Source organism: Streptomyces sp. NPDC030893, assembly GCF_055571535.1.
This window is the reverse complement of record NZ_JBVIFC010000003.1, coordinates 118,632-144,874: the sequence shown is the minus strand read 5'-3', so window position 1 is coordinate 144,874 and position 26,243 is coordinate 118,632. Positions and strand designations below refer to the sequence as shown.

16 protein-coding genes and 1 pseudogene are annotated in these 26,243 nt (G+C 68.4%); 6 read left to right on the top strand and 11 right to left on the bottom strand.

Annotation, left to right across the window (positions count from 1 at the left end; translation table 11 throughout):
• Positions 1 to 201 precede the first annotated feature (201 nt).
• Complete coding sequence (locus ACZ434_RS08345; RefSeq protein WP_468453153.1) at positions 202 to 1,137, bottom strand: zinc-binding dehydrogenase; 936 nt, start codon at positions 1,135 to 1,137, stop codon at positions 202 to 204.
• 367 nt (positions 1,138 to 1,504) lie between these two features.
• Between ACZ434_RS08345 and ACZ434_RS08340 the strand changes: the two genes are divergently transcribed.
• On the top strand, positions 1,505 to 2,770 hold the full coding sequence (locus ACZ434_RS08340; RefSeq protein WP_468453684.1) for an outer membrane protein assembly factor BamB family protein: 1,266 nt from the start codon (positions 1,505 to 1,507) through the stop codon (positions 2,768 to 2,770).
• Positions 2,771 to 2,912: 142 nt separating this feature from the next.
• Here the strand turns inward: ACZ434_RS08340 and ACZ434_RS08335 are convergent.
• Positions 2,913 to 3,278: pseudogene (locus ACZ434_RS08335) on the bottom strand (hypothetical protein); the annotation flags it as partial.
• A gap of 20 nt (positions 3,279 to 3,298) precedes the next feature.
• Positions 3,299 to 5,194, bottom strand: coding sequence for an ATP-dependent nuclease (locus tag ACZ434_RS08330; RefSeq protein ID WP_468453151.1), 1,896 nt, complete (start codon positions 5,192 to 5,194; stop codon positions 3,299 to 3,301).
• A 494-nt stretch (positions 5,195 to 5,688) separates the two neighbouring features.
• Here ACZ434_RS08330 and ACZ434_RS08325 point away from each other — a divergent pair, with 494 nt between their 5' ends.
• Positions 5,689 to 8,964 (top strand): type ISP restriction/modification enzyme, encoded by a 3,276-nt coding sequence (locus tag ACZ434_RS08325; protein ID WP_468453149.1) that lies wholly within the window; start codon positions 5,689 to 5,691, stop codon positions 8,962 to 8,964.
• A 13-nt stretch (positions 8,965 to 8,977) separates the two neighbouring features.
• Here ACZ434_RS08325 and ACZ434_RS08320 read toward each other — a convergent pair whose 3' ends face one another.
• The 4 genes from ACZ434_RS08320 to ACZ434_RS08305 form a co-directional block, all read right to left on the bottom strand.
• The gene (locus tag ACZ434_RS08320) at positions 8,978 to 9,385 is read right to left on the bottom strand and encodes a hypothetical protein (protein WP_468453147.1); all 408 of its coding nucleotides are present in this window, start codon (positions 9,383 to 9,385) and stop codon (positions 8,978 to 8,980) included.
• Positions 9,386 to 9,728: 343 nt separating this feature from the next.
• Positions 9,729 to 11,903, bottom strand: a complete 2,175-nt coding sequence (locus ACZ434_RS08315; RefSeq protein ID WP_468453145.1) for a UvrD-helicase domain-containing protein — start codon at positions 11,901 to 11,903, stop codon at positions 9,729 to 9,731.
• Positions 11,904 to 11,951: 48 nt separating this feature from the next.
• Positions 11,952 to 13,496 (bottom strand): serine/threonine-protein kinase, encoded by a 1,545-nt coding sequence (locus tag ACZ434_RS08310; RefSeq protein ID WP_468453682.1) that lies wholly within the window; start codon positions 13,494 to 13,496, stop codon positions 11,952 to 11,954.
• A 181-nt stretch (positions 13,497 to 13,677) separates the two neighbouring features.
• Positions 13,678 to 14,124, bottom strand: a complete 447-nt coding sequence (locus ACZ434_RS08305) for an ATP-binding protein (protein WP_468453143.1) — start codon at positions 14,122 to 14,124, stop codon at positions 13,678 to 13,680.
• 120 nt (positions 14,125 to 14,244) lie between these two features.
• Here ACZ434_RS08305 and ACZ434_RS08300 point away from each other — a divergent pair, with 120 nt between their 5' ends.
• Positions 14,245 to 15,099 (top strand): helix-turn-helix domain-containing protein, encoded by an 855-nt coding sequence (locus ACZ434_RS08300; protein ID WP_468453141.1) that lies wholly within the window; start codon positions 14,245 to 14,247, stop codon positions 15,097 to 15,099.
• Positions 15,096 to 15,302 (top strand): DUF397 domain-containing protein, encoded by a 207-nt coding sequence (locus ACZ434_RS08295; RefSeq protein WP_468453139.1) that lies wholly within the window; start codon positions 15,096 to 15,098, stop codon positions 15,300 to 15,302. The genes ACZ434_RS08300 and ACZ434_RS08295 overlap by 4 nt, the downstream gene beginning before the upstream one ends.
• 61 nt (positions 15,303 to 15,363) lie before the next feature.
• On the opposite strand, the gene ACZ434_RS08290 is transcribed toward ACZ434_RS08295, so the two are convergent.
• From ACZ434_RS08290 to ACZ434_RS08275, 4 genes are all read right to left on the bottom strand, one after another.
• On the bottom strand, positions 15,364 to 18,546 hold the full coding sequence (locus ACZ434_RS08290; protein ID WP_468453137.1) for a type I restriction endonuclease subunit R: 3,183 nt from the start codon (positions 18,544 to 18,546) through the stop codon (positions 15,364 to 15,366).
• Positions 18,543 to 19,865 (bottom strand): restriction endonuclease subunit S, encoded by a 1,323-nt coding sequence (locus ACZ434_RS08285; protein WP_468453134.1) that lies wholly within the window; start codon positions 19,863 to 19,865, stop codon positions 18,543 to 18,545. The genes ACZ434_RS08290 and ACZ434_RS08285 overlap by 4 nt, the downstream gene beginning before the upstream one ends.
• Positions 19,862 to 21,853 carry a type I restriction-modification system subunit M gene (locus ACZ434_RS08280; RefSeq protein WP_468453132.1) on the bottom strand — a complete coding sequence of 664 codons (1,992 nt, stop codon included), beginning with the start codon at positions 21,851 to 21,853 and terminating at the stop codon, positions 19,862 to 19,864. Before ACZ434_RS08280 ends, ACZ434_RS08285 begins: the two co-directional genes overlap by 4 nt.
• A gap of 106 nt (positions 21,854 to 21,959) precedes the next feature.
• Entirely contained in the window at positions 21,960 to 24,143 is a 2,184-nt protein-coding gene (locus ACZ434_RS08275; protein WP_468453130.1) for an N-6 DNA methylase, read from the bottom strand.
• Between the two features lie 153 nt (positions 24,144 to 24,296).
• On the opposite strand from ACZ434_RS08275, the gene ACZ434_RS08270 reads away from it, so the two are divergent.
• Positions 24,297 to 25,523, top strand: coding sequence for a DNA sulfur modification protein DndB (locus tag ACZ434_RS08270; protein ID WP_468453128.1), 1,227 nt, complete (start codon positions 24,297 to 24,299; stop codon positions 25,521 to 25,523).
• A gap of 74 nt (positions 25,524 to 25,597) precedes the next feature.
• The gene (locus ACZ434_RS08265; protein WP_468453126.1) at positions 25,598 to 26,173 is read left to right on the top strand and encodes a hypothetical protein; all 576 of its coding nucleotides are present in this window, start codon (positions 25,598 to 25,600) and stop codon (positions 26,171 to 26,173) included.
• Positions 26,174 to 26,243 lie beyond the last annotated feature (70 nt).

Below are 26,243 nucleotides of genomic sequence, written 5' to 3'. Positions count from 1 at the left end.
CCTGTCGTGCGGTTGTCGGCCTCACGACGCCGCCCCGCCGGCGGATCCGGTGGGCCGCCGTGCGGATCAGGCGGTCCCCCGGGGGCGCCGGTACCGGCGCCCCCGGGGAACGGGCCGGGCTTGCCGTCACCGCGAACGCCGGGGTGCCACCCGCGACGGCCGACTCCGGGGTGGACGGCGACGACCGGTGCTTCTCCCGGCTCAGAGGATCGCCACGGCCCGTCCCGCGACTTCGCCCTTCGCGAGTTTGTCGACGTACTCCGGGATCTGCTCGAACGTGATGGGTACGACCTTCGAGGCGATGTTGCCGCGGGCCATGAGCCTGAGGACTTCCTCCGCCTCCGACTTCTCGCCGTTCGAGGCGCCGACGATGGTGATCTCCTTGAGGACGACCTGCTGCATGGAGAGGGTGGCCTCCTCGCGGGCCAGGCCGATCTGCACGACGCGGCCGCCGTGCTTGACGGCGTCCACTGCTGAGGCGGTGGTGGTGCCGAAGCCGGCGAAGTCGACGATCACGTCGAGATCCCGGTCCGCGAAATCGCGGATGTCCTTGGAGACGCCCTCGACTCCGAGTGCGTCGGCCGTGTCCCAGACCTTCTCGTTGACCTCGGCGACGTAGACAGCGGCGCCCACTTCCTTGGCGATCTGCGCGCCGAGCGAGCCGAGTCCGCCGAATCCGATGATTCCCACGTTCTGCCCCGCCTCGACACGGCCGTACGTCACGAGTGCGCGGTAGGCCGTGCGTGCGGCATCCATCGCCGGGGCGGCCTGCGAGAAGTCGACCTCGTCGGGAACACGGACGACGAGGTCGGCCTTGACGAGGACCTTCTCGGCGAACCCGCCGTCGACCGCGGTACCGGGACCCTCCGTGACGGCCGGGACGCCCACGCGGTCACCGACGGTGAACTCGCTGACGTCCTGACCGACGGCGCTGACGACTCCGGCGGTTTCGTGGCCCAGGATGATCGGCTTGTGGCCCAGCAGGGGAGTCAGGGTGCCGTCGACGAAGCTCACGTCGCTGTGGCACAGGCCGGAGGCCTTGACGTCGACGACGATCTCGTCGGCGCCCGGCTTCGGGTCCTCTCGCGAGACCAGCGTGAACGGCTCGTTGACCTCGTTGAACTGCCATGCCCTCATGTCGGCTCCTTCCAGCGGTGAGCACCCGCGACCGGGTACTAGTTCAACCGTAAACGATTTTTGTTGAACGTCGAACGATAGTGAGGGGTGGCGGGTGGTAAGCGGTTCCGCGGGCCCACCAGAGGTCACTGACACTCGTGCCTGCCGTACCAGGGCGCGCCGGGTCCCGCGGGGTCAGGCCGAGTTGTCTCGATCGCTTCACGGTGCCGTAGCGTTTGTGCTCCGCCGGAGTACGGGCAACGAGGTCTCGGTTAGCGTTCCTCGCGGCGAGGGCGTACATCCGTACGGTCGGTACGGCGTGGCCCTTCCTGTTGTGATCCCGCTTCGACGCATCACGGGGGTAAGACGCATGGCCACGGGCAACGGCATGGCGCACGGCAGATCCTTCAGGCCGTCCGGGACGTCCCGGACCACTTCCCGACGGCGGCTGCTCCGACTGGCCGGCGGCGGTCTCGCGCTGGCCGCCCTGACCGCCGGTACGGTCGGCTGCGACGAGGGTGCCGTGGAGGTCGAGGAACCCGGAAGCGCCGGCGGCGACCAGCCGCAGGGCGACGACAAGGGCTCCGCCGACGGCGGCGGTCCGGGCGGCGACGGCAAGGCTCCCAAGCCGCTGTGGACGAAGACGACCTCCGCCGAGACCTACGGGGACAACGACGAGCTCGTGGTGGCGGGCGGCGTCGTGATCGCCGGCGGTACCCCGCTGGCCGCCCTCGACGTGGCGACGGGCGGGGAGAAGTGGTCCCTGCCGGGCGGCGTGGTCCCCGGCGCGCCCCTGCTGCTCGGCAAGGACACGTTGTACCTGGCCAGCAGCCAGTACGACGGCAGCGTCACCGGATACGACCCTGCTGCCGGGAAGGAGACCTGGCGCAGCCGCCTGGGCAAGGGCTACCGGCAGCCGCGGCCGATCGCCGTGGACGACGAGCAGGTGTACGTCGTCGCCGAGATCCTCGAGGACGACGGCTCGTCCAGGACGAACGTCATCGCGGCCCTCGACAGCAGCACCGGCCGGATCGCCTGGAAGGAACAGCGCGACGTCGGCACCGAGCAGAACGGCATCCACGCCGCCGTCCGCGGCCGCCACCTCGTTTACACCGACTTCAAGAAGAACCTCACCGTCCGCGACACCGCCACCGGCAGCCAGGTGTGGACGCAGAAGACCACCAAGACGAACTACGGCTTCTTCGCGATCCACGAGGATCTGGTGATCGTCCCGCAGGGGCAGAAGCTCCACGCCTTCAACCTGTCGGACGGCAAGGAGAAGTGGTCCCTGGAAGCGTCGGAGTTCTCCCTCTTCAAGGAGCCGGCCGTCGTGGAGGGCGTGCTCTACATCGCCGACAGTTCCAGGACGGTGCGCGCCGTCGATCCCCGGACCGGCAAGCAGCTCTGGCAGTCCGAGGCCCTCGCGGACGCAGGACTCCAGGTGCCGCGACAGTACGTCAAGGTGGGCGACACGCTCTACGGGGCCACGGACCTGGACAAGAAGGGCGGCGTCATCGCCATGGACGCGAAGACCGGTGCCGTGCGCTGGACGTTCAACGACGGGACCGGCGACCACCACGCCTGGCTCGTGGCGACCGACGGCAAGCGCGTCTTCGCCCTGCACGGCACCAAGCTGCACGCGCTGCCGGCGTGACACACACGCCGTACGGCTCGCAGGTGGTCGGCGCCGTGTGAGCCGACCACCTGTTGACGCTACCCGGCCGGCGGGATCGCAGGGGACTCGCACAGTCCGGGGCGCCACCCTGTGGCGCCCCGACCGGTGGGCGCGTGCGCGCTTACGCCGACGTGGGCAGCGCCGGGAACACGAGCACCGAACCGTCCTCGTTGCGGGCGATGTCGATCGCCACGTCCATCGCGCGGACGTCGACCACGACGCCGTCGCCCAGCCGGCGAAACCGGTGTGCCGCGCGCATCAGGCGATCGACTTCAGCGGTCGTGAAGACGGGCCGCAAGCCCTGCGGGCGGGCCAGTTCCGGCGTCGACAGACGGACCAGGACACCGGCGAGGCCCGACTCCAGTTCGTCGAGGCGCTTCTGGTCGTTTTTGAGCGTGCGGGTGAAGCTCTCGAACAGGTTGCCGGGGTCGGACTGGGCGTGCTCGACGGCCTGGAGGACCACGACCCGCCGTGCGACGGGAACGGCATGAACCTTGTGGATACGCGTCATGCGCCGGGTGTCGTCCGGACTGCCAGGGCCCGCACGTTCTCCAACAGCGCGTGCAGCAGCTTCGGTTCACCGTCTGCGGTGCGTGCGGCCTCTGCGTAGGTTGGTACGTGCTTGCCGTCCACGTAGCCGTCGCCCTGCGCGATCAGTTCCTGGCGGCGGGTGTTCCAAGCGGGCCAGTAGTCCTTGAGGTAGGTGTCGAGGTCATCCTCGAACAGGGTGTGGGTCGCCTCGCTCACGCTCGCGGGACTGGCTTCGGCGGCGATCCCCAGATAGCGGAAGATCTTCGCGTTCTTGCCGATGTTCTCCCGGAGGGCGTCGGCCTTCTTGTCAGTGGTCGCGTCGGCCGTCTTCCGCGGCCCGGTGTCGGCGTCGAAGACGAGGTGGCAGGCCACGCCGAACCCGGTGAGGACGGCGTGGCAGAGGATCATGTTGCCCTTGCCTTCGGCGTTCACCACGCAGATGCCGTCGGCGCCGAGGTTGAGACCCTGCCGTTGTGCGAAGGCCAGGAGGACGCCCTCGTCCGTGGCGCCCTCGACCAGGACTGCGACGTTCGCGAACAGCGCCTCGGCAAGGTCCTTGACGTACCGGGTGGTCCCTCGCCGGGCGATGGACGTCTCCTTCACATGGCCGGCGAGGGACTGGCGCAACTCCGCTTCGGGGAGGGCGCGCAGACGCACCTCCGGGTGCTTGTCACTGTCGACGCGGCAGAGCCTGCGCACCTGCTGGTAGTTGCTCGGGTCGATGAGCACCGGACTGTGCGTCGCGTACATCACCTGGGTCTGGTCCTCGGCCGACGCGACCAGACTGCGCAGGACCTGCGCGAACACCCTTGTCTGCGCCGGGTGCTGGAAGAGCTCGGGCTCCTCGATCGCCAGGCACAGGGAGCGCGTGCCATTCTCGGGGCGGCGGCACTCCGAGAGGTACCTGAGTGCCGCGATGACCAGCGCGCGCTGGAATCCGTGTCCCTGGCGGCGGACCGGGGTCAATGCGGCCCCGTCACGGATACTGACGGCGAAGGTGGTCCTGGCCCGCTTCGGGACCTGAGCCGTCGGGGTGACGACGACGTCCCGTCCGGTCGTGAACCGGCGCACCTCGTCCGACAGAGCGCCGGACAACTTCGCGAGCACTGGTTCGTAGATCTCCTTGTGCACCTTTTCTCGGGCCGCCTGGGCGTCCTCGTCGATGGCCGTGAACTGCGCTTCGGCCTCCGAGCGGTCGACGGCGTGCTCGAGGATCCGGCCGATCACCGAGGCCTTGTTGTCGTCGGTCTCCTCGTAGGCTCGCAGATCGGCCGAGATGAAGACGAAGTCGATCAGCTTGCCGAGCAGTCCCTGGCCGGCGAAGCCGAAGAACTGCGTGCCCTCCACCTCCGCCTCGGTGAGCCGGTCCCGGTTCCTGGCCTCCCAGGAGCGCATCTCGGCTTCGGCGGCGTCCCAGCTGCGGACGGCGGGCAGCCCGAGCGCCGGGTCCTGGTCACGTAAGGCTTTGTACGCGGCTGTCTTCTCCCGGCTGCCGACGCCCTCACGGATCCGCTCGAAAGGTGGAAAGGCGAGGGCCTTGCCCGTGATCCGGTCCTCACCGTTCTCCCAGGTCCGCCAAATGCTCAGGGTGCCCAGTCCGTCGGGCGCGTAGTGGCCGAGCGCGGACCGGTCGGAAGCGGTGAGGCCGTCGAACTGGACTTCCACGCGGATCCGCTTCGTCTCAGCCCCGGAGTGCACGTCCTCCTCGCTGAGGATGCCGCCCTTCTCGCCGTTGAAGAACCAGTCCAGGGCGCGCAGGACGGTGGACTTGCCGACGCCCGTGGGGCCGATGAGTGAGGTGATGGAGTCGAAGGAGACATCGAGGCTGCCAAGGCAGCAGAAGTTCTCGATGCGGACGCGCTTGATCTTCACGGTTCTTCCTGACGTGTGGGAACGGAGTGCCCGGCCTGGGGCGTTCTGGCGCTTTCGGTGGTACCTCCAGCCACACCAGAAGCACGGACACCCAACCATGACGATGAAAGCGTTGTCAATCACAATCTCTTAAGGGTGGGGTGAGCTCATGCGACTGCGAGGGCGAGGGGCGTCGGGAGCGCCAGAAATATTGACAGTGCTTTCAGTAACTGCTTCCCTGATTGCGGCTTTCGATGGGCCGGCGGGGATGCCTGCCCCTTGAATGGGGCTCAGCCCTGTCAGTGTGCGCTGGTGTGGGAGCGGGGGCGTGCCATCGTGGCGCGCTCCCCCTTGTCGAGTGCACACACCACCGGGAGGTCGTCCAGAGGGCTGACGCACCACCGTGTCCTTGTCAGCATGGACGTGGTGGGGGCCCGGGACCGTGCGCCGGTGTCAGTGATCGTGTCCTTGGGGGGACCATGGGTGGGGATCAGTACGGGTGGCTTCGTGCTGCCGTGTCGCAGTTCGGTGGGATGTGCAAGGACAAGCTGAGCGGAGGCGGCGGCCAGGAGGCCGCGATCCGCGGACCGCTGGAAGTCCTGCTCCGAACGGTGAGCGAGCACCACGAACAGCACCGGGTGAGCTGGCACGACGAGTACCCGCTGCCGGATCTCGGTGTCCGGCCGGACTACGCGGTGAGCGTGGCCGGGGAGATCAGCGGCTACGTCGAACTCAAGCGGCCAGGGCTGTCCGTCGATCCGGACACCTTCGGTCGTGGCAACCGGGAGCAGTGGCACAAACTCCGGGACCTGCCCAACTTGTTGTACTCGAACGGCACGGAGTGGCGGCTCTTCCGTGGCGGTCGGCAGGTCGGCGATACGGTGTTCTTCGCCGGCACCCTGCGGAGCGCGGGCGAGAAACTCGCCGTCCCCGACCCGCTGGCCTTCGACGCGCTGCTCCAGCAGTTCCTGGGGTGGAAACCCGAGCCGATCAGACACGTCGCCCGCCTGGTGCAGGAGATCGCCCGCCTGTGCAGGCTGCTGCGGGCCGCCGTTCAGGAGCAGTTGGTGGCCGAGGCCAGGTCGTCCGCGCCCGACGACGACGTGCGCGCACGGCCCTTCACGGGCCTCAAGAACGACTGGCGCCGCTACCTCTTCCCGTCCGCCGACGATGCCACCTTCGCCGACGGTTTCGCCCAGACTGTCACCTTCTCGCTCCTGCTGGCCCAGACGGAGGGCATCCCGCTCGCGTCCGGCTCCTTCCACGAGATCGGCCGCCGCCTGGACAACGGCCACGCCCTCATGGGCAAGGCGCTCCAGCTTCTGACGGACAACGTCAACGCGCGCTTCACCGTCACGCTCGACCTGCTGACGCGTACCGTCGCGCAAGTGGACTGGCCGGCCGTCCGCAGCGGGAACCGGGACGCCTACCTCCACCTCTACGAGCACTTCCTCACGGTCTACGATCCGGCCCTGCGCCAGAGGAGCGGCTCGTACTACACGCCCCGTGAAGTGGTCGAGGAGATGATCCGTCTCACCGAGGACGTCCTGCGCACCCGACTGGGCCGGGAACACGGCTTTGCCGACGACGACGTACGGATCGTCGACCCCGCCATGGGTACGGGCACCTTTCTGCACACCGTCATCGAGCGCGTCGCCGAACAGGCCGCCGACCGGCAGGGGCCGGCAATGGCTCGCGACGCCATCCAGCGGCTCGCCTCGCGTCTCTATGGTTTCGAACTGCAGATGGGCTCGTTCGCCGTCGCCGAATTGCGCGCCTCCGACCTGCTGAAGAAGCACGGCGTTCCGGTGCCCGCGGGCGGCCTCAACTTCTTCGTCACGGACACCTTGGACAATCCGTACGCCGAGGAGGAGTACCTGGCGTCCACGTACGAGCCGCTCGCCCAGTCACGCAGACGGGCCAACAAGGTGAAGGCGGACATCCCGATCACCGTGGTCGCCGGCAACCCGCCGTACGACGACAAGGCCGACGGGCGTGGTGGCTGGGTGGAGAAGCGCGCGGACCGCAGGGAAGCGGCGCTGCTCGACGACTTCCGCCACACCGGCAACGGCCGTTACGAACACATCCTGAAGAACCTGTACGTGTACTTCTGGCGATGGGCGACGTGGAAGGTCTTCGACGCCCATGCCGACGACCGGCACGGCGTGGTGTGCTTCATCACCCCCTCCGGATGGGCCACCGGCCCCGGCGGACGCGGAATGCGCGAGTATCTTCGGCGGACCTGCGACGAGGGTTGGATCGTCAACCTCACCCCTGAGGGACATCGTTCCGATGTCGCCACCCGCGTCTTCCCCGGTGTCGCCCAGCCGCTCGCCATCTTCCTGTTCGTCCGTCGTGCGGGAACAGTACGAGGACCCGAGCACCGGGCACGTATGCACTACCGGGCGGTGGCGGGGAAGCGTGCGGACAAGTTCCGCCAGTTGCGGGAGATCCGGCTGGACGACGGCGGGTGGCGCGACACGCACACTCACCCGACACGGCCGCTGACGCCGGTGACGGAGTCGGGCTGGGAGGACTTTCCGGCGCTCAACGACCTGTTCCCCTGGGGCAGTCCTGGTTCCAAGGCGAACCGGTCATGGGTGATCGCGCCTTCGGAGGAGGTACTGCGCCGCCGATGGGCGACGCTGTTGCGCGAGACTGATCCGGCACAGCAGGCGGCACTCTTCAAGGAGACGGATGACCGGACCCTGAAGAGCAAGCGGGACCCGTTACCCGGCCAGTCCACCTCCCGGCACCCGCTCACCGAGGAACGCGGCACCACTCCGAAGCTCGCGCGCATGGCCATGCGCAGTTTCGACCGCCAGTACATCGTCTCCGACAGCCGCGTGCTCGACCGTCCACGCCCCGACTTGTGGGCGGCGGCCCTGCGCAGCGGGCAGATCTTCCTCAACCAGCAGTCTTCACATCCCATCGACTCAGGCCCTGCACTGGTCGCGACCCACTTGATCCCCGACACTGACCACTTCAACGGCCGCGGCGGCCGCATCATGCCCGTGCTGCACCCCGACGGTTCGGCCAACACCGCGGCAGGTCTCCTGCCTCACCTCGCACGAGCACTCGACCGCACCGGTATCGAGGCCGAGGACCTCGCGGCGTACGCCGTGGCCGTCGCGGGACATAACGCCTTCACCCAGCGCTTCAGCGAGGAACTGCTCACACCCGGCGTACGGCTCCCGCTCACCCGCGACGGCCTTCTGTGGGACCGGGCCGTCACTCTGGGCCACCAGATCCTCTGGGCGTCCACCTTCGGAGCGCGCTTCGCAGACCCTGTACGGGGTCGAACGCCCGCGAGTGTCGAGTTCCCCGTCGGCGACCCTCGCAGAGTGCGGTACGTCGCCCACATCGGCGACACACTTCCCGAGCGCATACGACATGATGCCGAGTCGGAGACCCTGTACGTCGGCGAGGGGGAGTTCGCGCCGGTGCCGACAGCGGTGTGGTCGTACGACGTCGGCGGAATGCCGGTCGTCAAGAAGTGGTTCGGCTACCGGAAGGCTTCGCCCAACAGCAAGAAGACCAGCCCTCTCGACGACCTTCACGTCGAGACCTGGCCACCCGCATGGACGACCGAACTCATCGAGTTGCTCTCCGTCCTGCGACACCTCACTGATCTCTCCCCGGAACAGGGCGACCTGCTCACCGCGATCCTGGCCGGCCCGGTGGTGACGGAGGAAGAGCTGACAGCGGCAGGAGTCCTGCCGGTACACCTCTCGGCACGCAAGGCCAGGCGGCCGGCGGCGGACGGACTCTTTCCCGATGACCGAGACTGATCCACCCCGCGCCTCAGCCGCGCCGCTTCACGCCTCCGGCCTCGGCGACCGCTGTCCGAAGAGGAATCTCGCCCTGCGCCAGCAGGCGAAGCGTCCGGCCGAGTCGAGGGTGCGTCGTCTGCAGAGCGTCGGCGAAGCGCACCACGTCGCCGAGGCGGGCGTGAGCAGCGTCGAGATGCGCTTCGTAGTGCACGGCTGTCCCAAGGTCGGTGGCCCGCGCGACACCGGCCTCTCGCACGGCGAGCCCGAGGAATTCCAGGTGGCGCAGTTCCACATGCAGCGCACTGCCTTGCGGACGCGCCGTCACCTCGTTCTCCGGAACTCCGGAGTCACTGTCCTCCGAGAGCGGAAGGGGTGCGAGCACCAGGTCCGCGAGCAGGCGAGCCTGAGACTTCGTGAGCGCGATGTGCGGCAGCGACATGGAAACATGCCTAGCACACGCGGCCGCTGTGCCGCGGGACCGCGCCACGGAGCCCGCCCACGGTACCTGAGAACTCCGGACCGTCACCGCCACCGGGCAGCTTGTGGCTGCCGGTTAGGCCAGCCTTCCGGTGAGCCCTGACGATCACGGCCGTCGAGAGTAGTGGGGACCTTCCGCCGGTGGCAGTCCGTGCAGTGCGGGAGGACTGCTGCAACGCCCAGCGAACGTGGGTCCTCGTGCTGTCGATGAGCTCCACATCTGGGAACTCCCGGTCCCGAGCGCCCGTGGTCGGCCCTCCTGCCATACGGTGCCCACCTGACCCCGATCTGACGGCAGTAACAGCTCAGACAGCCTGTTGTTGCGAAACGCCCGCCTCCGTCAGGAAAGAACTCGCGTCGCCCCACCAGGACACGTACAGGCTGTCGCGGGCCCTTGTGCAGGCCACGAACAGCAGGCAGCGCTCGGACATCAGGTCCGTCTCGTGCTGCTTGGAATCCACGTCGGACGGCGTGACCGCCTTCGCGAAGGGCAGCGCCTCGTCATTGACGCCGATGACCGCGACGCAGCGGAACTCCAGCCCTTTGAAGGAGTGCATGGTCCCGACCCGTACGGCCGTCACCTCGCCGTCCGCGGAATCGCCGGAGGCGTTGCGCAGGGTCACCGCGGGGATGCCGGCGTCCTTCAGGTGTGCCACCGCCTTCGCGCACGTCTTGTTGAACCGGGCGCTCACCCCGATCTCCCCGGCACCGACGCCCGCGTCCATCCATGCCCGCACCTGGTCGACGAGCGCGTCCAGTTCGGCCTCCTCGCTCGCCGCGCCCCGTACCACCGGACCGTCGCCGTGCAGGGCGGAACGGTAGCCGAGCAAAGTTTCGTTACGGCCCTCGTCCTCCAGTTGGGCGATCGGCCGGCCGATGAGCAGGGAGGTGGACCAGCGCAGGATCTCCTGCGTGCTGCGGTAGTTCTTGCGCAGCTTCACCGACCGCCCCGTCACCCTGATGCCGAGCGACTTCAGTGACACCTTCGAGTCGTAGATGCGCTGGTGCGGGTCGCCCGCGATGAACAGGTCGTCCGGGCGGACCGGGACGGCCGCGCGCAGCAGCCGCCACTGCGCCGGATGCAGGTCCTGCGCCTCGTCCACCACCACGTGCCGGTACTGCGGTCCCTTCTCCTCCAGCAGCCGCGCCGCCTCCGCGCATGTCTGGAGCCAGGTGCGGCAGCCGTCGGCCGCGAGACCGGCCGTGAACCGCTCCACCGTCTCCCACACCAGCGGCCGTTCGGCCGCCGCCAGCCGACTGCCCCGCCCCCGCCGGTCCGCCGCCTCGTACTCGTCCAGGGTGGTGATGCCCTGAGCCAGGATGACGTGCCGGTACTCCTGCGCGAGGAACTGGGCGCTGCCGGTGAAGCCCGTCGCCTTCGCCGCCTTTCCCCACCGGCTCACCTCCTCGTTGCTCATCAGCGGCCGCAGCGCCACCGCGTCGGGCGCCTCCGCCACGACCCGGCTCGCGAAGCCGTCCACCGTCGAGATGTCCACCCGCTCGCGCAGCTCCGGATCGTCCACCAGCGACTCCAGGCCCGAACGGAGGGCGTTGACGAGCGCGTTGGTGTACGTCGTCAGCAGGATGCGGTCGCCGTCGCGCAGATGCCCTAGCAAATGCTTGACCCGGTGCAGCGCGACCACGGTCTTGCCGGTGCCGGGCCCGCCCGTGACCTGTGCGGGCCCAGAGTAGGAGGCCCGGTACGCCACCTTCCGCTGGGACGGGTGCAGGAAGACCCGCCAGGCCGCGAAGGGCTTCTCCAGGATGTCCCGGAGCTCCTCGGGTGCCGTCACCAGCGCGATGCGGGCACGGGTGTGCTGGATCGCCGTTTCGTAGTCGCCCGTGTCCACCGGCTGCGTGGACGCCTGGAGCGCGGGCGCCACGATGTCCTGCCAGACTTCCTCCACCGTGCACCCCGCGGCGAGGTACTGGAGCACCTCCCGCTGATCCTGCGGGAGCAGCGGCGCGAAGACGTCGAACTGCTCCTGGTCGACCAGCGACCTGGCCTGCCGCAGCGTCTCGGCGTCGATGCCGAGCGCGATGAGGTCCCCGTCGGAGAACTTCGCGAACAGGCGCGGCTTCGGCGACGCCTCCGCCACCCGTTCGTAGGCCGGCGTGATCTCGTCCAGGGTCGCCGCATCCCGGATCTCGACCGCCCGCGTGACCTCGTTGATGCTGGACTTCTGCTTCATCGCCCAGGCGATGGCCTTGTCGTGCGGCATGACCCGCAGCAGGACGAACGTGTCCCCGGTGGGCGGCGCGAGCACCACACCGCGCCAGAACTGGTCGATACGGATCGTCCGGATCTGTTTGTCCTTGGCCTTCGACAGGCTCTCCAGTTTCAGCCCCTGGTCCTTGAAGAGCTGGTCGAGGGTGAGCCGGTCGAACTTCTCCCAGGCGTCCAGGACGCCCTTCCTGACCGGCGGCTGGAGCTTGGGGAGTTCGGCGAAGAAGCCGATGTCGAAGGCGAGTCGCGGCATGTGTGGATCCTAGTGTCCGTGCGGGTGGGGACGGAGATGAAGGCCAGGTCAGGGAGAGGACCCGGCGGCCCCGCCGTCGAGATCGAGACGGATCACGGCCAGCGTCTCGGCCACCTCGGCGGTCAGCTCGTCGTCCGGACCGAACACCAAGCAAAGGTCGGCGTGCAGCGGCTCCAGGACGTCGTACGCCTCCGCCGCCCGCTGCTGCGCCAGCAGCAGCATGCCGATGTCGCGGCGCAGCTCCACCGCGTTCTCGCTCACATCGCCGTCGACGGCACGTACGGCGTCCAGTACGCCGTTCAGGCCGGCCAGCGCCTCGGTCACCTGGCCGAGTTCGCCACGGCAGCGGGCCGCCTGGGCGCGGCTGTCCAGGGCTTCCTCGCTGCTCGGACCGCTCACGCGCGCGTAGGCGTCGGCAAGCGCCTCGAACTCGGGCAGGGCGGCCCGGTGGTCACCGGCCAGCTGACGGCTCACCGCCCGGCGCATCCGCAGCCCGAGTACGGGCTTGCTGTCGGCGCCGAGCGCACGCGCGGCCGGCTCGATCATCTCGCCCACCACCTCGGCGGCCTGCGCGTACCGCTCCTCCTCCAGCAGCGCGCGGTAGTGCGCGTACACCTCGCGGATCTCTTCCCGCAGCGCCTCCCGCTCGGCCGCGGGAACGGCGGGCGGTGCGCCGCCCGGGGCCGCTGCGGGGCGGGCGCTGGAGGTACCGGTACGCGCGCGGGGTGCGTACGGGCGGCGGAAGATCCCGGTCGGGTCGGGCGTCCCGGACGGACCCGTCTCCGCCGGGGCGGACTCCTCACCGGGCGCCGGCAGGAACGGCCGCAGCCGCTCGTACACCTCCTGCACATCCGCCGGACGCGCCTCGGGCGCCTTGCGGAGCAGGTGCAGGACGAGTTCCTCCAGCGTCTCCGGTACGTCGGCGCGCAGCTGCCGCAGCGGCGTCGGAGCCGCGTTGACGTGCTGCATCATCAGCTGCCACTCGCTGTCCCCGGCGAACAGCGTCCGCCCGCAGAGCAGTTCGTGGAGGATGCACCCGAGCGCGTACAGGTCGGTGCGCGGGGTGACGCGGGCGCCGCGTACCTGCTCCGGTGCCATGTACTGGTGCGTGCCGATCGGGCTGCCCGTCGCGGTCAGCTTGGTGACGTCCGTCCGCAGGATCGCCGCGATACCGAAGTCCAGCACCTTCACCGTGCCATCGCGGGCGACGAGGATATTGCCCGGCTTCAGGTCACGGTGCACGACCGGCACGTCGTGCGCGTACGACAGCACGGTCGCCACCTGCGCCGCCACGGACACCGCCCAGCTCAGGGGGAGGGGCGGCCGCTGGTCCGGGCGCACGTAGGCGGTCAGGGGGACGCCGTCGACCAGCTCCATGACGAGGAACAGTTGCTCGTACGACTCGTCCAGCACCGCGTCGTACACCTGCGGCACGCCCGGGTGCTGGATCCGCGCGGTGACGCGTGCCTCGCGCCGGAAGCGCTTCTCGAACTCCTCCGCCACGTGCGGGGACGTCACGGCCTGCGGTCGGATCAGCTTCACGGCCACCGGCCGGTCCAGTACGGCGTCGTAGCCGCGCCAGACGTCACCCATGCCGCCGTTGTCGAACTGCTCCAGCAGTTCGTAGCGTTCCGCGATCCGTCGTACGTCCGGCACCTGGTCCCGCCCCCGCTCACGTGGAGTGCCCGAAGAGGTCTGCGTGGTAGTCGGGGATCAGTCTTCCGGGCGGGGGCGTGTGCGTCCAACCAGGGCGGGTGCTGGTTATGTGATCAGGTCAGGCGGGGTAGGCGGTGCACTCCGCCCAGACGGTCTTGCCGGGCCCGCCTCCCGCGCGGGGCGAGCAGCCCCAGCGGTCGGCGAGTGCCGCGACGAGCAGCAGGCCGCGCCCGCTCTCGCCGTCCGGTGAGGCGTCGGCGGCGGGGAGGTCGGGGACGGTTTCGCCTCGGGTGTCGGTGACCTCGATCCGTACGGTGCGGGCGGCCGGGGCGGCGGTCAGGCGTACGTGGAAGTCGCGTCCCGGGACGTGCCCGTGCTGTACGGCGTTTGCGCACAGCTCCGCGGCGACGAGCGTGACGACGTCGTGGGCGTCGCTGTCGTACGGCACGCCCCACGCGTCGAGGCAGTGCTCGCACATGCGCCGGGCGAGGCGGGCGCCGCGCGGGGTGGAGCTGAAGCGCATCGAGAACTGATGCACCGTGGGGGGTGATTGTGTGACGTTCATGCACTTACGGTGGCGCCCTGTGGCATAGCGTGACCAGTGGTGACGCGCCGTCGCCGGGCTTCCGTACGGGTCGGCGTGGGCGCTGTACGGGACGGTACGCGGGGAGAGGCGGCAAGGGCGGTGACCGAGGTGCGGGACGAGGAGACGGTACGGCAGCAGCGGCGGCCGGAGGACGAGCCCGGTACGGGCGTGGTGACCGCGTTCGGACGGCAGTTGAAGCTGCTGCGGACGCGGGCGGGGCTGGAGCGGGCGGAGTTCGGGAAGCGGGTGGGGTACTCGGGGGAGACGGTTGCTTCTATCGAGCAGGGGAGGCGGATTCCGCAGGCGTCGTTCATCGACAAGGCGGATGAGGTGCTGGGGGCCGGGGGCGTACTCCGCGCACTGAAGGAGGAAGTGGGGAAGGCCCAGTACCCGGCAATGTTCCGGGACATGGCTGGGATCGAGTCGAAAGCCACGGCCCTGAACTTGTACGCCATGTACGCGGTGCCTGGTCTGTTGCAGACCGAAGCCTACGCACGTGCGGTCTTCCACATGCAGCGGCCGTTGCTGGAGGACGACGTGATCGAGCAGAGACTTGAGGCACGCATGGCGCGCCAGGAGATCTTCTCTCGTCGCCCTGCACCCTTGATGAGCTTCGTGATCGAAGAGGCCGTGCTGCGCAGGCCGATCGGTGGAGCGAAAGTCTTGCGCGAGACACTGGAACACATCCTCGTCACGGGCCAGTCTAGGAACGTGGAGGTGCAGGTCATGCCGATTGAGCGGGAAGACAACGGGGCGCTGAGTGGTCCCTTCTCGTTGATCGACACCGACAGGGGCCAGCGGATCGCGTACGCGGAAGTACAAGATCACAGCAGCATCTACACCGACGCTGGATACGTGCGCACGCTGGAAGCACGCTATGGCATCCTCCGATCACAAGCCCTGACACCGAGCGAGTCAGCGGCGTTCATCAAGCAACTGATGGGAGAGACATGAGCGTGCAGCACAGCAAGGCGGCTGTGCCCGAGGCCGCTTGGGTCAGGAGCAGCTACAGCACAGGCAACGGTGGTGAGTGCGTCGAGGTCGCCGCGGCCTCTGGGGGCGTTCTCGTCAGGGACTCGAAGCAGCCCGCGGTGGCCAGGCTTGCCTTCGGCCCCGAAGCATGGGGCGGCTTCGTGCGCATGGCCGCCGAGCGCTGAACCGGCGGACGCAACATGAAGGGGCCCGGTGCGTGCGTCGCACCGGGCCCACTCGCCTCCGTCAGAAGTCGTCCAACCCTTCCTCCCGGCGGATCATCCGCCAGGCCGCGCGGCGAGCGCTCCTGTCGAGGTTGGACTTGAAGTCCCGGTCCGTACCGAAGTACCGCTTGCCGAGGGTGTCGATCGTAGAGACATGATCCATCATGTTCTCCTCGAACTTCTTGTCGAAGACGATCCCGAAGTTGGCCTCGTCGTTGACGACGGCGGCGGCGCGGACCTTCGGGTCCTCCTTGGTCGCGTTGAAGGCGGGGAGGACGTCCTCCTTCGTGAACTCCGTACCGAACTTGGCGTTGAACTTGTCGATCAGTTCGGACAGCAGGGACTTCTCGTCATCCTTGGCCCCGCCTGTGCCCTCACCGAAGCCCTTGAGTTCAGCGGGACCCTCGGGGGTGAGCGACACGTCGTGCTCGCCGGTCTTCTCGACGCGCAGGTGACTCAGATCGACCTCGCCTATGTCGACGCCGCCGTCCGCGAGACGGGGGAGCCGGTTGAGCAGGTGGCGCCCGTAGAGGTGCAGGCGCTCCAACTCGGCATCCCGGTATGGCACGATCTGCGCGAGGAAGCCGTACTTGCGGACGTAGTCATTGAGGTTGGCGCGGAACTCCTCGGCCGTCTCGGCGTCGTCCTCCTCCTCGCTCTCCAGAAGAGCGGTGAAGCGGGCGACCGCGGGGGAGAGGAGCCGGTAAAGCTCGGCGTGCAGCTTCTCCCACTTGGACTGGACGCCACCAGCCTTCTGCTCCGCTTCCACGTACGCGGCCACGAACTCGTCCATGTCCTGCTCCGAGATGATCGGCGCGGACATGACGCGGCTCTGTGCCGTGTAGAGGAGGTTGGGGTCGGAGGGCAGGGTGTGCGCCTCCTCGAAGTAGGGGCGGAAGGCCTCCTGGATGTCCTCGGCCTCGTTGACGAAGTCGAGGACGGCGAGGTCGGCCTGGGCCTTGCGTTCGGCGGTGCGGTTGAGGCGCGAGAGTGTCTGCACGGCGGCGATGCCGGTCAGCGTCTTGTTGACGTACATCGTGGTGAGGAGCGGCTGGTCGAAGCCAGTCTGGTACTTCTCGGCGACGACCAGGATCCGGTACTCCTGCTGCCCCTTGCCGCCGGCCTTCGCGGCCTTGTCGTCGGCGCGGGTGTAGCCGAACGCCTTCGGCAGCGCGGCCTCGGAGATGCCGCCGTTCTCCTTGACCTCGGTGGTCTCCTCACCGTCGATGGTGAGGGAACCGGAGATCGCGACGAGCACGCCCAAGTCGGGGTACTTGGTGTCGTACTCGCGGTCGGCGATGTAACTGCGGATGGCGCGGGCCATCTGGACGGCGGAGTGACGGGACGCCGTGACCACCATGGCCTTGGCGCGTCCACCGAGCCGGCCGCGGGTGTGGGCGAGGAAGTGCTCGACGATCACCTGGGCGTGCTGCGACACCGTGTGCTCGTGCATGAGCGCGAACCGGGCGAGCAGGCTGTTCGCCTTGGAGGGGTCGACCTCCTTCTCGTCGCGGTTGAGGTTCGCGAGCTTCCAGTAGGTGTTGTAGGTGACGTAGTTGCGCAAGGGGTCGAGGATGAAGCCTTCCTCGATGGCCTGGCGCATGGAGTAGGTGTGGAAGGGGCGATAGACAGTCTTGCCGTTCTCGACGCCTTCCGTGCCGAAGAGTTCGAGGGTCTTCGACTTCGGTGTGGCGGTGAAGGCGAAGTAGGAGAGGTTGGCGGCGCGGGAGCGTGCGACTGCCTTCACCTTGAGCTGGTCGTCGACGGTGAGCGCGGTCGCGCCCTCGTCGTCCGAGTCGGAGTCCAGGCCGAGGTCGCGCAGGGCGGACTTCACGGCGGTGGCTGCGTCACCGGACTGCGAGGAGTGCGCCTCGTCGACGATGATCGCGAAGCGGGTGCCCTTGATCTCGGTGGGGTTGCGCTTGATGTAGTCCAGCAGCGCCGGGAACGAGTGCAGGGTGACCGTGACGATCTTCCCGGTGTCCCGAGAGAGGGCACGGGCGAGCTGCTCGCTCTTGGCGCCGTGCTTCTCGTCGACCTTGACGACCAGGCCGTCGGTCTGGCTGAAGCTGCCGACCGTTTCCCGGAGTTGGGCGTCCAGGTTGCGCCGGTCGGTGATGACGATGACCTTGTCGAAGACGGGCTCGCCCGGCTTGATACGGCCTTCGGCCAGTGCATCGGGCCTCAGGACGCTCGGGTCGGTCCGGGCGTGCAGGTCACTGAGACGGTGGGCCAGCCAGCCGATGGTGTTCGACTTGCCCGAGCCGGCGGAGGCCATGACGAGGTAGTTCTGGCCGGCGCCGTGGACGGAGGCGTGCGCGGTGAGCTTGCGGACCACGTCCCACTGGTGGAAGCGCGGGAAGATCGTCTTCTTGGTGACGCCGCCGCCGGGCGTCTTCTCCTTCTGCTGATGCACGAAGCGCTGGAGAAGATCGAGCCAGTTGTCCCGCTCCCAGACCTGTTGCCAGAGGTAGGAAGTGGCGTACGTGCCGTGGGCGGTGGGAGCAGGGTTGCCGGATCCACCGGGCTGGCCGGGGCCGTTCGAGCCGGTGTTGAAGGGCAGGAACTGGGTGTTCTTGCCGCGCAGTTGCGTGGTGACGAAGACCAGGTCCGGGTCAACGGCGAAGTTCGCGACGACGCGGCGGGTGAAGATCAGCTCGGTCGGGTCCCGGTCGGTCCGGTACTGCTCCTTGGCCTGCTCGACACCCTGCCCGGTGAGCGGGTTCTTCAACTCGGCCGTGGCGACGGGAATGCCGTTGAGGAACAGAGTGAGGTCGAGCCGGTGACCCCAGTCGGCCTGCTTGGTGGCGTAGGGGAGTTCCCGGACGAAGGTGAGTCGGTTGGCCCGGTAGCCGTGGAGCACGGAGTCGGCGGAGATGAGGTTGGGCTTGAAGTAGGCGACGCGGAGTCGCACACCACGGTCCTTGACGCCGTTGCGGAGGACGTGGAGCAGCCCGTCGTCGGCGACGGCCCGATCGAGCCGCTGCGCGAAACCACGCTGGGCTTCGTTGGTGTCGCCGCCGTAGACGGTGACCAGCTCGTACCACTCGTCGGCCTGGGTCGCCCCGATGAAGGTGAACAACTCGTTGGTGTCGAGGCCAAGATCGGCCCGGTAGTCCTCGGGATTCGCCTTCCGCCAACCGCGCTCGCAGAGGGCGGCGACGATGGCGGACCCGAAGGAGGACTCGTCGTGCACGGGGCTCATACGGCTTCTCCTTCGGTTACGTTGCGGCCACTGGCGGTGAATACGTCGAATTGGCCGGTTACAGCGGCAGAGATGAGGGCTTGGCGGCGCTCAGCCAGCAGAGTGCGTCGACGGAGCAGCAAACCTTGTTCGCTGACTGTCTGACGTTCCATTTGGGCGGCCCGAGTGATGATTTCTTTTTGCTTCTCTCTGGGGGGAGTTGGAATCCGCAAGCTTCTTACAAGATCCTGGCTGATGTTTGGCTGACCGCCTCCCGAGGCAAGTCGCAGAATCTCCTGCCGGTGTGCGCGAAACCAGTAGAAGGCGTACTGGGTATCTACGGGTCCGAGTTCAGACAGAACACAGCAAGCCTGATTGACGCAAGCTGATACGTCCAAGATTCCGACTCGCCCTGTCGTGGCTCCGTACATTGCGACAAGGAGGCTTCCCGGTCTATAGATCTTCAGTGTCGGATAATCCCTGAGGGCTTGGTTAGTTAGTGTCTTTCTCGGATGGCTGACAATTCCGTCCCGCAGGTCGCCAGTGTTGATCCAGAAGTGTTCACCACCGAAGTAGCCGGCATCGCTAGAACGAGGAGTGGTTCCACTCCCTGTCTTGAATGACCTGCCGATCTTGCGGAGTTCCCATTGTGATGCTATTGACGGCATCCAGGGTACTCCGGTCAGTTGGGTCGCCGGCTTTCCATCAGAAGTCGTCAATGTGCGGAAGGTCTCTAGCAGTCGTTCGTCGAGGAGTGATGACTGTCTCTGTGAAGCGGACGCAAATCGATCGATACGGGCGGTTTCAGCTTCGAGGAAGTCGATGATACGTTGCTGCTCTGACAAGGGCGGTAGCGGGACGAGGGCGTCTCCCAGACGATCCCGATTGAGTTCGATCTGGTTCGTAGCCCCGACGACTAGCGCGGCATAGATATACTCTTGGAACGGCCTTGATGAAAGCCAGTAATAGGCAAACCGGGGATTCAGTAGGCCGGGTTTGGTTCGCGCGATGGTCACGTGGCTGTCGGCCATGCAAGGCGAACCGTCGGGTGATCCCGTGAAGTAACCAATGCGACCGAGAGTTCCCGTTCCTGTAGAGTTGATCAGCACGTCGTGCGGGCGCAGGTAGCCCTTGAGTGACGACGGCTCTCCTTCGTGGGCGTGGAAGCGGGCACGCTCCCAGTCGATCGATCTGGATTGGTTCGCAGCCTGGCTGATTGCGCGTACGAGCCCAGTGTCGGCGTAGTTCGGTGCTGAGCCACGGTTGAGTACGTCTGTTACATGCTTCAATGGGGCGGCTGACCAACTGGCGGGCAACGGAATGCCGAGTACCGAAGTCACTCCGTCACCTCACCGAGCAGCTGCTGAATTTCTTCCTCCAAGTCCTTCAACTCTGCATCAATCTCCGCCAACGGTCGGGGCGGTTCGTACACGTAAAAGTACCGAGTAAACGGAACCTCGTACCCCACCTTCGTCTTGCTGTGGTCGATCCACGCATCCGGCACATGCGGGTGAACCTCCCGCGCCAAGTACTCCTCGACGTCCTCCCCCAACGGCACGTTCTCATAGTCCCGAAGCTCCGCATCCGGCTCGGGCTGCCCCTTGACGAGCTGCACCTCGCCCGCCGAATCCCGCACTCCGAGCACATCCCGCAGCGCCTTGTTGAACGGCGCCCCCGTTGGCCACGTCCCGCCGGCCTGTACCACCGCGTCCTTCAACGCGAGCCAAGCCTCCTGCTTCGTACCCCAGCTCGCCCCCACCAGCGACTTGCACGCATCCGTCAACGCCGAAGCCTGCGGAAGCTTCTGGATCGCCTTGGACGCCTCCAGCGCCGTCAGCGTCTCCTCCGTCACCTCGAACCGCAGCTTCAGCGGACGCTCCACGGCGATCCGCTGGTATCCGAAGTCCTCGTTCGCGAAGACCTTCACCTTGCCGTGCAACGGATGCTCCGCATCCCCCGCCACGGAGAGCGCCTCCCCGTACAGCTTGACGACTTCCGCGATGTGCTCCTTGCCCAACGCCTTCCGCTTGTCGCCCAGTGACTTCCGCATCTTCTGCCACTGGTCGCGCGCGTCCAGCAGCACGACCTTGCCCTTGTGGTCAGGGCTCTTCCTATTCGTGAGGATCCAGAAGTACGTGGAGATACCGGTGTTGTAGAACAACTGATCCGGCAGCGCGACGATGCCCTCAAGCCAGTCGTTCTCCAGGATCCACCGCCGGATCTCCGACTCACCCGAGCCCGCCGCGCCCGTGAACAACGGCGAACCGTTGAAGACGATCGCGAGCCGCGAACCGCCCCCGCCACTGACATCCACCGGCTTCATCTTCGAGATCATGTGCTGGAGGAACAGCAGCGACCCGTCGTTGATCCGCGGCAGCCCCGCCCCGAACCGGCCGGCCTCGCCCAGCGCCTTGTGCTCGTGCTCGACCTCGTCCTTGACCTTCTTCCACTCCACGCCGAACGGCGGGTTGGCCAGCATGTAGTCGAAGGACTTCCGCGCGTGCCCGTCATCGGAGAAGGAGTTGCCGAAGGCGATGTTCTCCGGGTCCTGCCCCTTGATCATGAGGTCCGACCGGCAGATCGCCCACGACTCGGGGTTGAGCTCCTGCCCGTACACCTCCACCGTCGCGTCCGGGTTCAGTTCCTTGATGAGGTCGTCCATCGCGGAGAGCATGCCGCCCGTGCCGCAGGCCGGGTCGAGCACCGTGCGCACCGCACCCGGCAGCTGCAAGGCGTCCCCGTCCGGTGCGACCAGCAGCCGCACCATCAGCTGGATGACCTCACGGGGCGTGAAGTGCTCACCGGCCGTCTCGTTCGACTGTTCCGCGAACCGGCGGATCAGCTCCTCGAAGATGTAGCCCATGTTGTGGTTGGGCACGACCTCGGGACGCAGGTCCAGGTCCGTGAACTTGCCGATGACCTTGTACAGCAGCCCGGCGCTGTCCAGCCGCTTGATCTGCTGCGCGAACTCGAAGCGCTCCAGCACACCCCGCGCGTTGTCCGAGAAGGCCCCCACGTACACCTGGAGGTTCTGCGCGGCGTTCTGCGGATCCGCGGCGATCTTCTTCAGGGTCAGGCTCGACCGGTTGTAGAACGAATGCCCCGACGCCCGCCGCAGGAAGCGGTCCGGGTCGATCTCGCTCTCCTTGTGCTGCTCCGCGATCTCCGCGACCTTCTCACGGGTCGGCTCCAGCACGCACTCCAGTCGCCGCAGCACCGTGAACGGCAGGATGACCTTGCCGTAGTCGGACTGCTTGTAGTCCCCCCGCAGGAGGTCGGCGACGGACCACGCGTGGTTCGCCAACTCCGTGTGCTTACTGCTGTTCAACTGGATCCCCGGATTCCTTCCGAAATGTCCCAACCCCACCGCCCCGAGCCGATCAGCCGGCCGGGACGGTCCGACAAGTGTGGTCTATGTGTGAAGGCGCGTGTGCCTAATGGGGCGAATCGCCACCCTGACCGCGTACCTCCGCCGCCTCCCGCGACGGCAACAACTGCCCGCCCGTGAGTCCGCCCGCCAGCAACCGCGCCGTCTCCTCGGCGAGCCGCGTCGCCCGCCGAGCCTCCGCCCGGAGCGCGTGCACATGCCGGAACGCCTCCCCGTACCGCCGCTGCTCCTCCAGCGGCAGCAGCGGCACCCGCAGCCGCCCCGGGCTGACACTCAGAACCGTGCTGCCCGTGGACGCCCCCGCGATGTTCTCGTCCGCGCCCAGGAACCCGGCGAGGAACCACGCGTCCAGGCGCTTCGGGTCCGGACGGAACAGGTGGACGTGAAGCCCGAGCAGCGCGCCGGCGTCCTCCTCGCCCGCTACCTGGGCCATCGGCCCGTCCCCGCCCACGACCGCCCGTACGAGCACATCCCCCACGGCGATCACGGGAGCCGTGTCGCTGCGCAGCTCCGCCGGGTCACCCGTGGGGCCCGAACCATTGGAGATGTCCGACCCGGTGAGCACCGCGCGGGCCGCACCCTGCTCCCCGCTCGCGTCCTCTGCGCGCCCCCGCGCGCCTTCCGGCACCGTACGCAGCAGCGTGAGCGCCCCACCGCGCGCGAGGTCGGACGCCGTGGCCGTCCGCCACTCCCGTGCCGCCGCTCCGGCCGCGCTCCACTCCTCGTGACCGGCCGCCCGCGCCAGCGCCTTCGCGGCCCGGGCGAGGTCCCGGCGGGTGGCGTCGACCTCCGCCGACAGCTCCGCCGGATCGACCTCGGCCCGTGACGCCCGTACGAGCCGGGCCGGGGTCAGATCCACCACGTCGTCCAGCAGATCCACCACACCGACCGAGTGCGCGACACCCGGTTCACCCTCGAACGCGTCGGGGTCCTCGGTGAACGCCCGCCACGCACCGAGCGCCCGCGCCGTCACGCCCGGCCAGTCCAAGGAGGCGGACCGGCTCGCACCCCGCGTACGGCCCGACGCCGTACCGCTGCCCGCCGCCCCGGCCGCCGCTTCCGCCGCCGTGTCCACGAACAGCACCGACTTGCGTTCCGGACCGCCCGGCTCGGGCCGTTGCAGCACCCACACCTGAAGCCCGACGTGCAACGGCACCGACGCGCCCACCGGCAGCGCGATCACCGCCCGCAGCGCCCCGCTGCGTACCAGCTCCTTCCGCACGCGCCGACCCGACGCACGCCCTGCCGTGGCCGGCGGCAGCAGCAGCGCCGCGTAGCCACCGGGCGCCAGATGCGCGAGCGCGTGCTGCACCCACGCCAGTTCGGACTCCGCGCGGGCCGGTACGCCGTACGCCCAGCGCGGGTCGTAGGCCAGCTCGTCGTGCCCCCAGTCCCGGACGCCGTACGGCGGATTGCACAGCACCGCGTCCATGACCAGCTCCGGAAACGCGTCCGCGCGGAGACTGTCGGCGGCCCGCACGGTGACCGTGGCCTCAGGTGCTGTCAGCATCAGGCTCACGGCGCTGCGCCGGGCCTGCACCGGCAGGTTGTCCTGGCCGTACAGCTCACGCGCACCCTGCCGGGCTGCGGCCGCCAGCAGGGTGCCGGCACCACAGGCCGGGTCCAGGACACTGGACGGGGAGCCCGGGATCAGGCGGGCGAGCAGGTCGGCCAGCGGCGCGGGCGTCACGTACGCGCCGGACGCGGCGCTGTCCTCCAGCTCCCGTTCTGCGAGCACACCCAGCGCGGCCTCGCCGCCCTCGTCCCGTACACACACGTACAGCGCGCGCAGTACCGCCGCGTCCCCCGCCTCGAAACGCACCGGGTCCGCGGCCGGTACGGCGTCCGCCGCCGTCGCCGTGTCACGCCGCGCGTGCGCGACCAGATCCGCGTCCGACAGCTCCGTGGCAACCGTGAGCTCCTCCACCGAATGCCCCGCCGCCGCGAGGACGAGGAGCAGCAGCCCCTCCGACGTACCGCTGCCACCGCTCTGCGTGCGCAGACGCAGCGTCGTACGCAGCTCCTCCGACGGGGTCGCGGCAGAGGCGTGACCGCGCGAGGCGAGCCAGGCGCGCACGGACTCCAGGTCGTACAGCGGGCTGCTGTCCGTGCCGCCGGACGGCGCGGGGAAGTCCTCGTGCCGGCGGCGCCAGTTGCTGACCGTGGCGCGCGTGACGCCCGCGATGCGGGAGATCTCGGCGGCGGTCACCTGAGCGGATGACTGGGGCATGACGGGAGTCCTGAGCCTCTCTGGAGTGAGCAGTCAACAACCTACAGCGTCCGTCAAATCTGTCAACGTGATTGACGACGCTTTCATTGTCATGCTTCTCTAGCCTTGCTTCCGAGTGGAAGCCGCAAGTGCTAAGTGCTCCGGGGGAGTCCCATGCTTCTGACCATGCCGACGGCCGTCGTCGAAGGAACCCAGCTCACGGTGATGCCGTTCCGCGCCGACGCCGTCGTCGGAACGATGTCCGTGCCGACGCTCGTCCAGCTCGTGCCCTCACCCCGCGCCGAGGAGGACCCGCGCAGGCTGAAGGCGGCCTCCGGCCTGGTGCGGCGGCACGCCGAGCTACGGGCCACCGTGCAGCGCACGCTGAAGTCGTCCCAGAAGGGCAAGAATGTCGGTCCGTACGCCGAGTACATCGCCGCCGGACTGAAGGGGGAGCTCGGCGCGGCCTGGTCCACCCCGCCGGTCACCCTCTGGCACGCCGGACCACTCGCCGCGCTCAGCGACGAACTCGTCCCGGGCAGCGGCCTGCGCACCCTCACCGTCGCGCCCGGCACGATGGTCATCGCCATCGACGGCGAGACCCAGACCACCGCCTGGCACGACCTCTACGACGACCCCGAGACGTACGGCCTGACCTACCCCGAACTCGCCCAGGTGCGCCTGCCGTTCGAGCTGTACATCGACCTCGCGCCCGCCGACGCGCGGCAGATCTTCTACGACCGCAACGTGCAGGGCGTGGCCGTCGCCAAGAACCTGGCCATGTCCATGGACCAGCGGGACTACGGCACCCGGCTCGCGCACCTCGTGGCCGACGCTGTGAACGTCGACGTCGACGGGCAGCGTGTGCCCTTCGCGCGGCTCGTGAACGTCAGCAAGCGGCAGGTGTCCGCGAGCGACCGCGAGGTCGTCACCCTCTCCGCGCTGCGCGCCCTCGTCGTCACCACGCTCTACGGACGCAACGGTCTCCAGCGGTCCGCCGAATCGGTGCAGGAGGACGAACTGCCGGCGGCGTACCGGCCCGAGCAGGTCGAGGCCACCGTCGTACCGGTCCTCGCGCAGCTCATCGCCCGCCACGCCCACCACTTCACCTCGCGCAGCGCCATCACCGCGCCCGCCGTCCTCGCCGGAATCGGCATCGCCGCCCACCACACCATGCCCTGGGCCGACACGGCTTCCGCCTTCCGCACGGACGACCTCGTCCGCCTCCTCGACGACATCCGCTGGGAGCGCGAGGCGAAGTACTGGGACGGCGTCGCCGCCAAGACCGGCACGTCCGGACGCCTGAACTTCAGTGGCGGGGTCAAGGACTCCGGCGGCCGGGTCGCCGAGGCGATCCTCTACCCGGCGACCGAAGCGGGCCGCAGGATTCGCGGCTTCTGAGCCCCGGCGCACGCCGGAACCCGGCGGCACCACCCCACACCGAGCCCACCACACGCCCGGAAGCGGAGCACGCCATGACCTTCCACCAGCCTCCCCCGTTCCCCGACCACCCTCCGCAGGGCGCCGGCCCCTTCGGTCTCGGCACTCCCACCGGCCCGGGACGGCCCGTAGGCGACCGCAGACGATGGCTGAAATATGGAGGAGTCGCCCTGGTCTCCCTCTTCATAGGCGTCGGCATCGGCACGAGCAGCGGGTCGGCGGACACCGGCACGGTGACGGCCGCCGACACCACGGGCGGCCCCCGCCCCACGGTCACCGTCACCGAAACCGCCGAGGCCGAGCCCGCCCCCACCGTCACCGAGACCGAAACGGTGACGGCGAAGCCGAAGAAGACCAAGAAGCCCGGCCCGGCGACCAGCTTCTCCGGCGAGGGCGAGTTCCTCGTCGGCGAGGACATCAAGCCCGGCACCTACAAGACCGCCGGGGCGGAGGACGAGTTCGGTTGCTACTGGGAGCGGGCCAAGAACGCCAGCGGCGAGTTCGACGCCATCATCGCCAACAACAACCTCAACGGCCCGGGCCGCGTGACCCTCAACAAGGGCGAGTACTTCAAGACCAACCGGTGCCAGGAGTGGAAGAGGGTCGGCTGAGCGGCCCGGCGGCGCGCTCTCGCCGGCACGGCAACACGCTCCGCGACGGGCAGGTTACCTGGGGAATCAC

Excerpts from the sequence above, each read along its gene's own strand:
- ACZ434_RS08310 (WP_468453682.1), bottom strand. The coding sequence starts at position 13,496 with ATGGGTGACGTCTGGCGCGGCTACGACGCCGTACTGGACCGGCCGGTG.
- ACZ434_RS08315 (WP_468453145.1), bottom strand. The coding sequence starts at position 11,903 with ATGCCGCGACTCGCCTTCGACATCGGCTTCTTCGCCGAACTCCCCAAG.
- ACZ434_RS08345 (WP_468453153.1), bottom strand. The coding sequence starts at position 1,137 with ATGAGGGCATGGCAGTTCAACGAGGTCAACGAGCCGTTCACGCTGGTC.
- ACZ434_RS08290 (WP_468453137.1), bottom strand. The coding sequence starts at position 18,546 with ATGAGCCCCGTGCACGACGAGTCCTCCTTCGGGTCCGCCATCGTCGCC.
- ACZ434_RS08340 (WP_468453684.1), top strand. The coding sequence starts at position 1,505 with ATGGCGCACGGCAGATCCTTCAGGCCGTCCGGGACGTCCCGGACCACT.
- ACZ434_RS08320 (WP_468453147.1), bottom strand. The coding sequence starts at position 9,385 with ATGTCGCTGCCGCACATCGCGCTCACGAAGTCTCAGGCTCGCCTGCTC.
- ACZ434_RS08270 (WP_468453128.1), top strand. The coding sequence starts at position 24,297 with ATGCTTCTGACCATGCCGACGGCCGTCGTCGAAGGAACCCAGCTCACG.
- ACZ434_RS08305 (WP_468453143.1), bottom strand. The coding sequence starts at position 14,124 with ATGAACGTCACACAATCACCCCCCACGGTGCATCAGTTCTCGATGCGC.
- ACZ434_RS08265 (WP_468453126.1), top strand. The coding sequence starts at position 25,598 with ATGACCTTCCACCAGCCTCCCCCGTTCCCCGACCACCCTCCGCAGGGC.
- ACZ434_RS08275 (WP_468453130.1), bottom strand. The coding sequence starts at position 24,143 with ATGCCCCAGTCATCCGCTCAGGTGACCGCCGCCGAGATCTCCCGCATC.
- ACZ434_RS08295 (WP_468453139.1), top strand. The coding sequence starts at position 15,096 with ATGAGCGTGCAGCACAGCAAGGCGGCTGTGCCCGAGGCCGCTTGGGTC.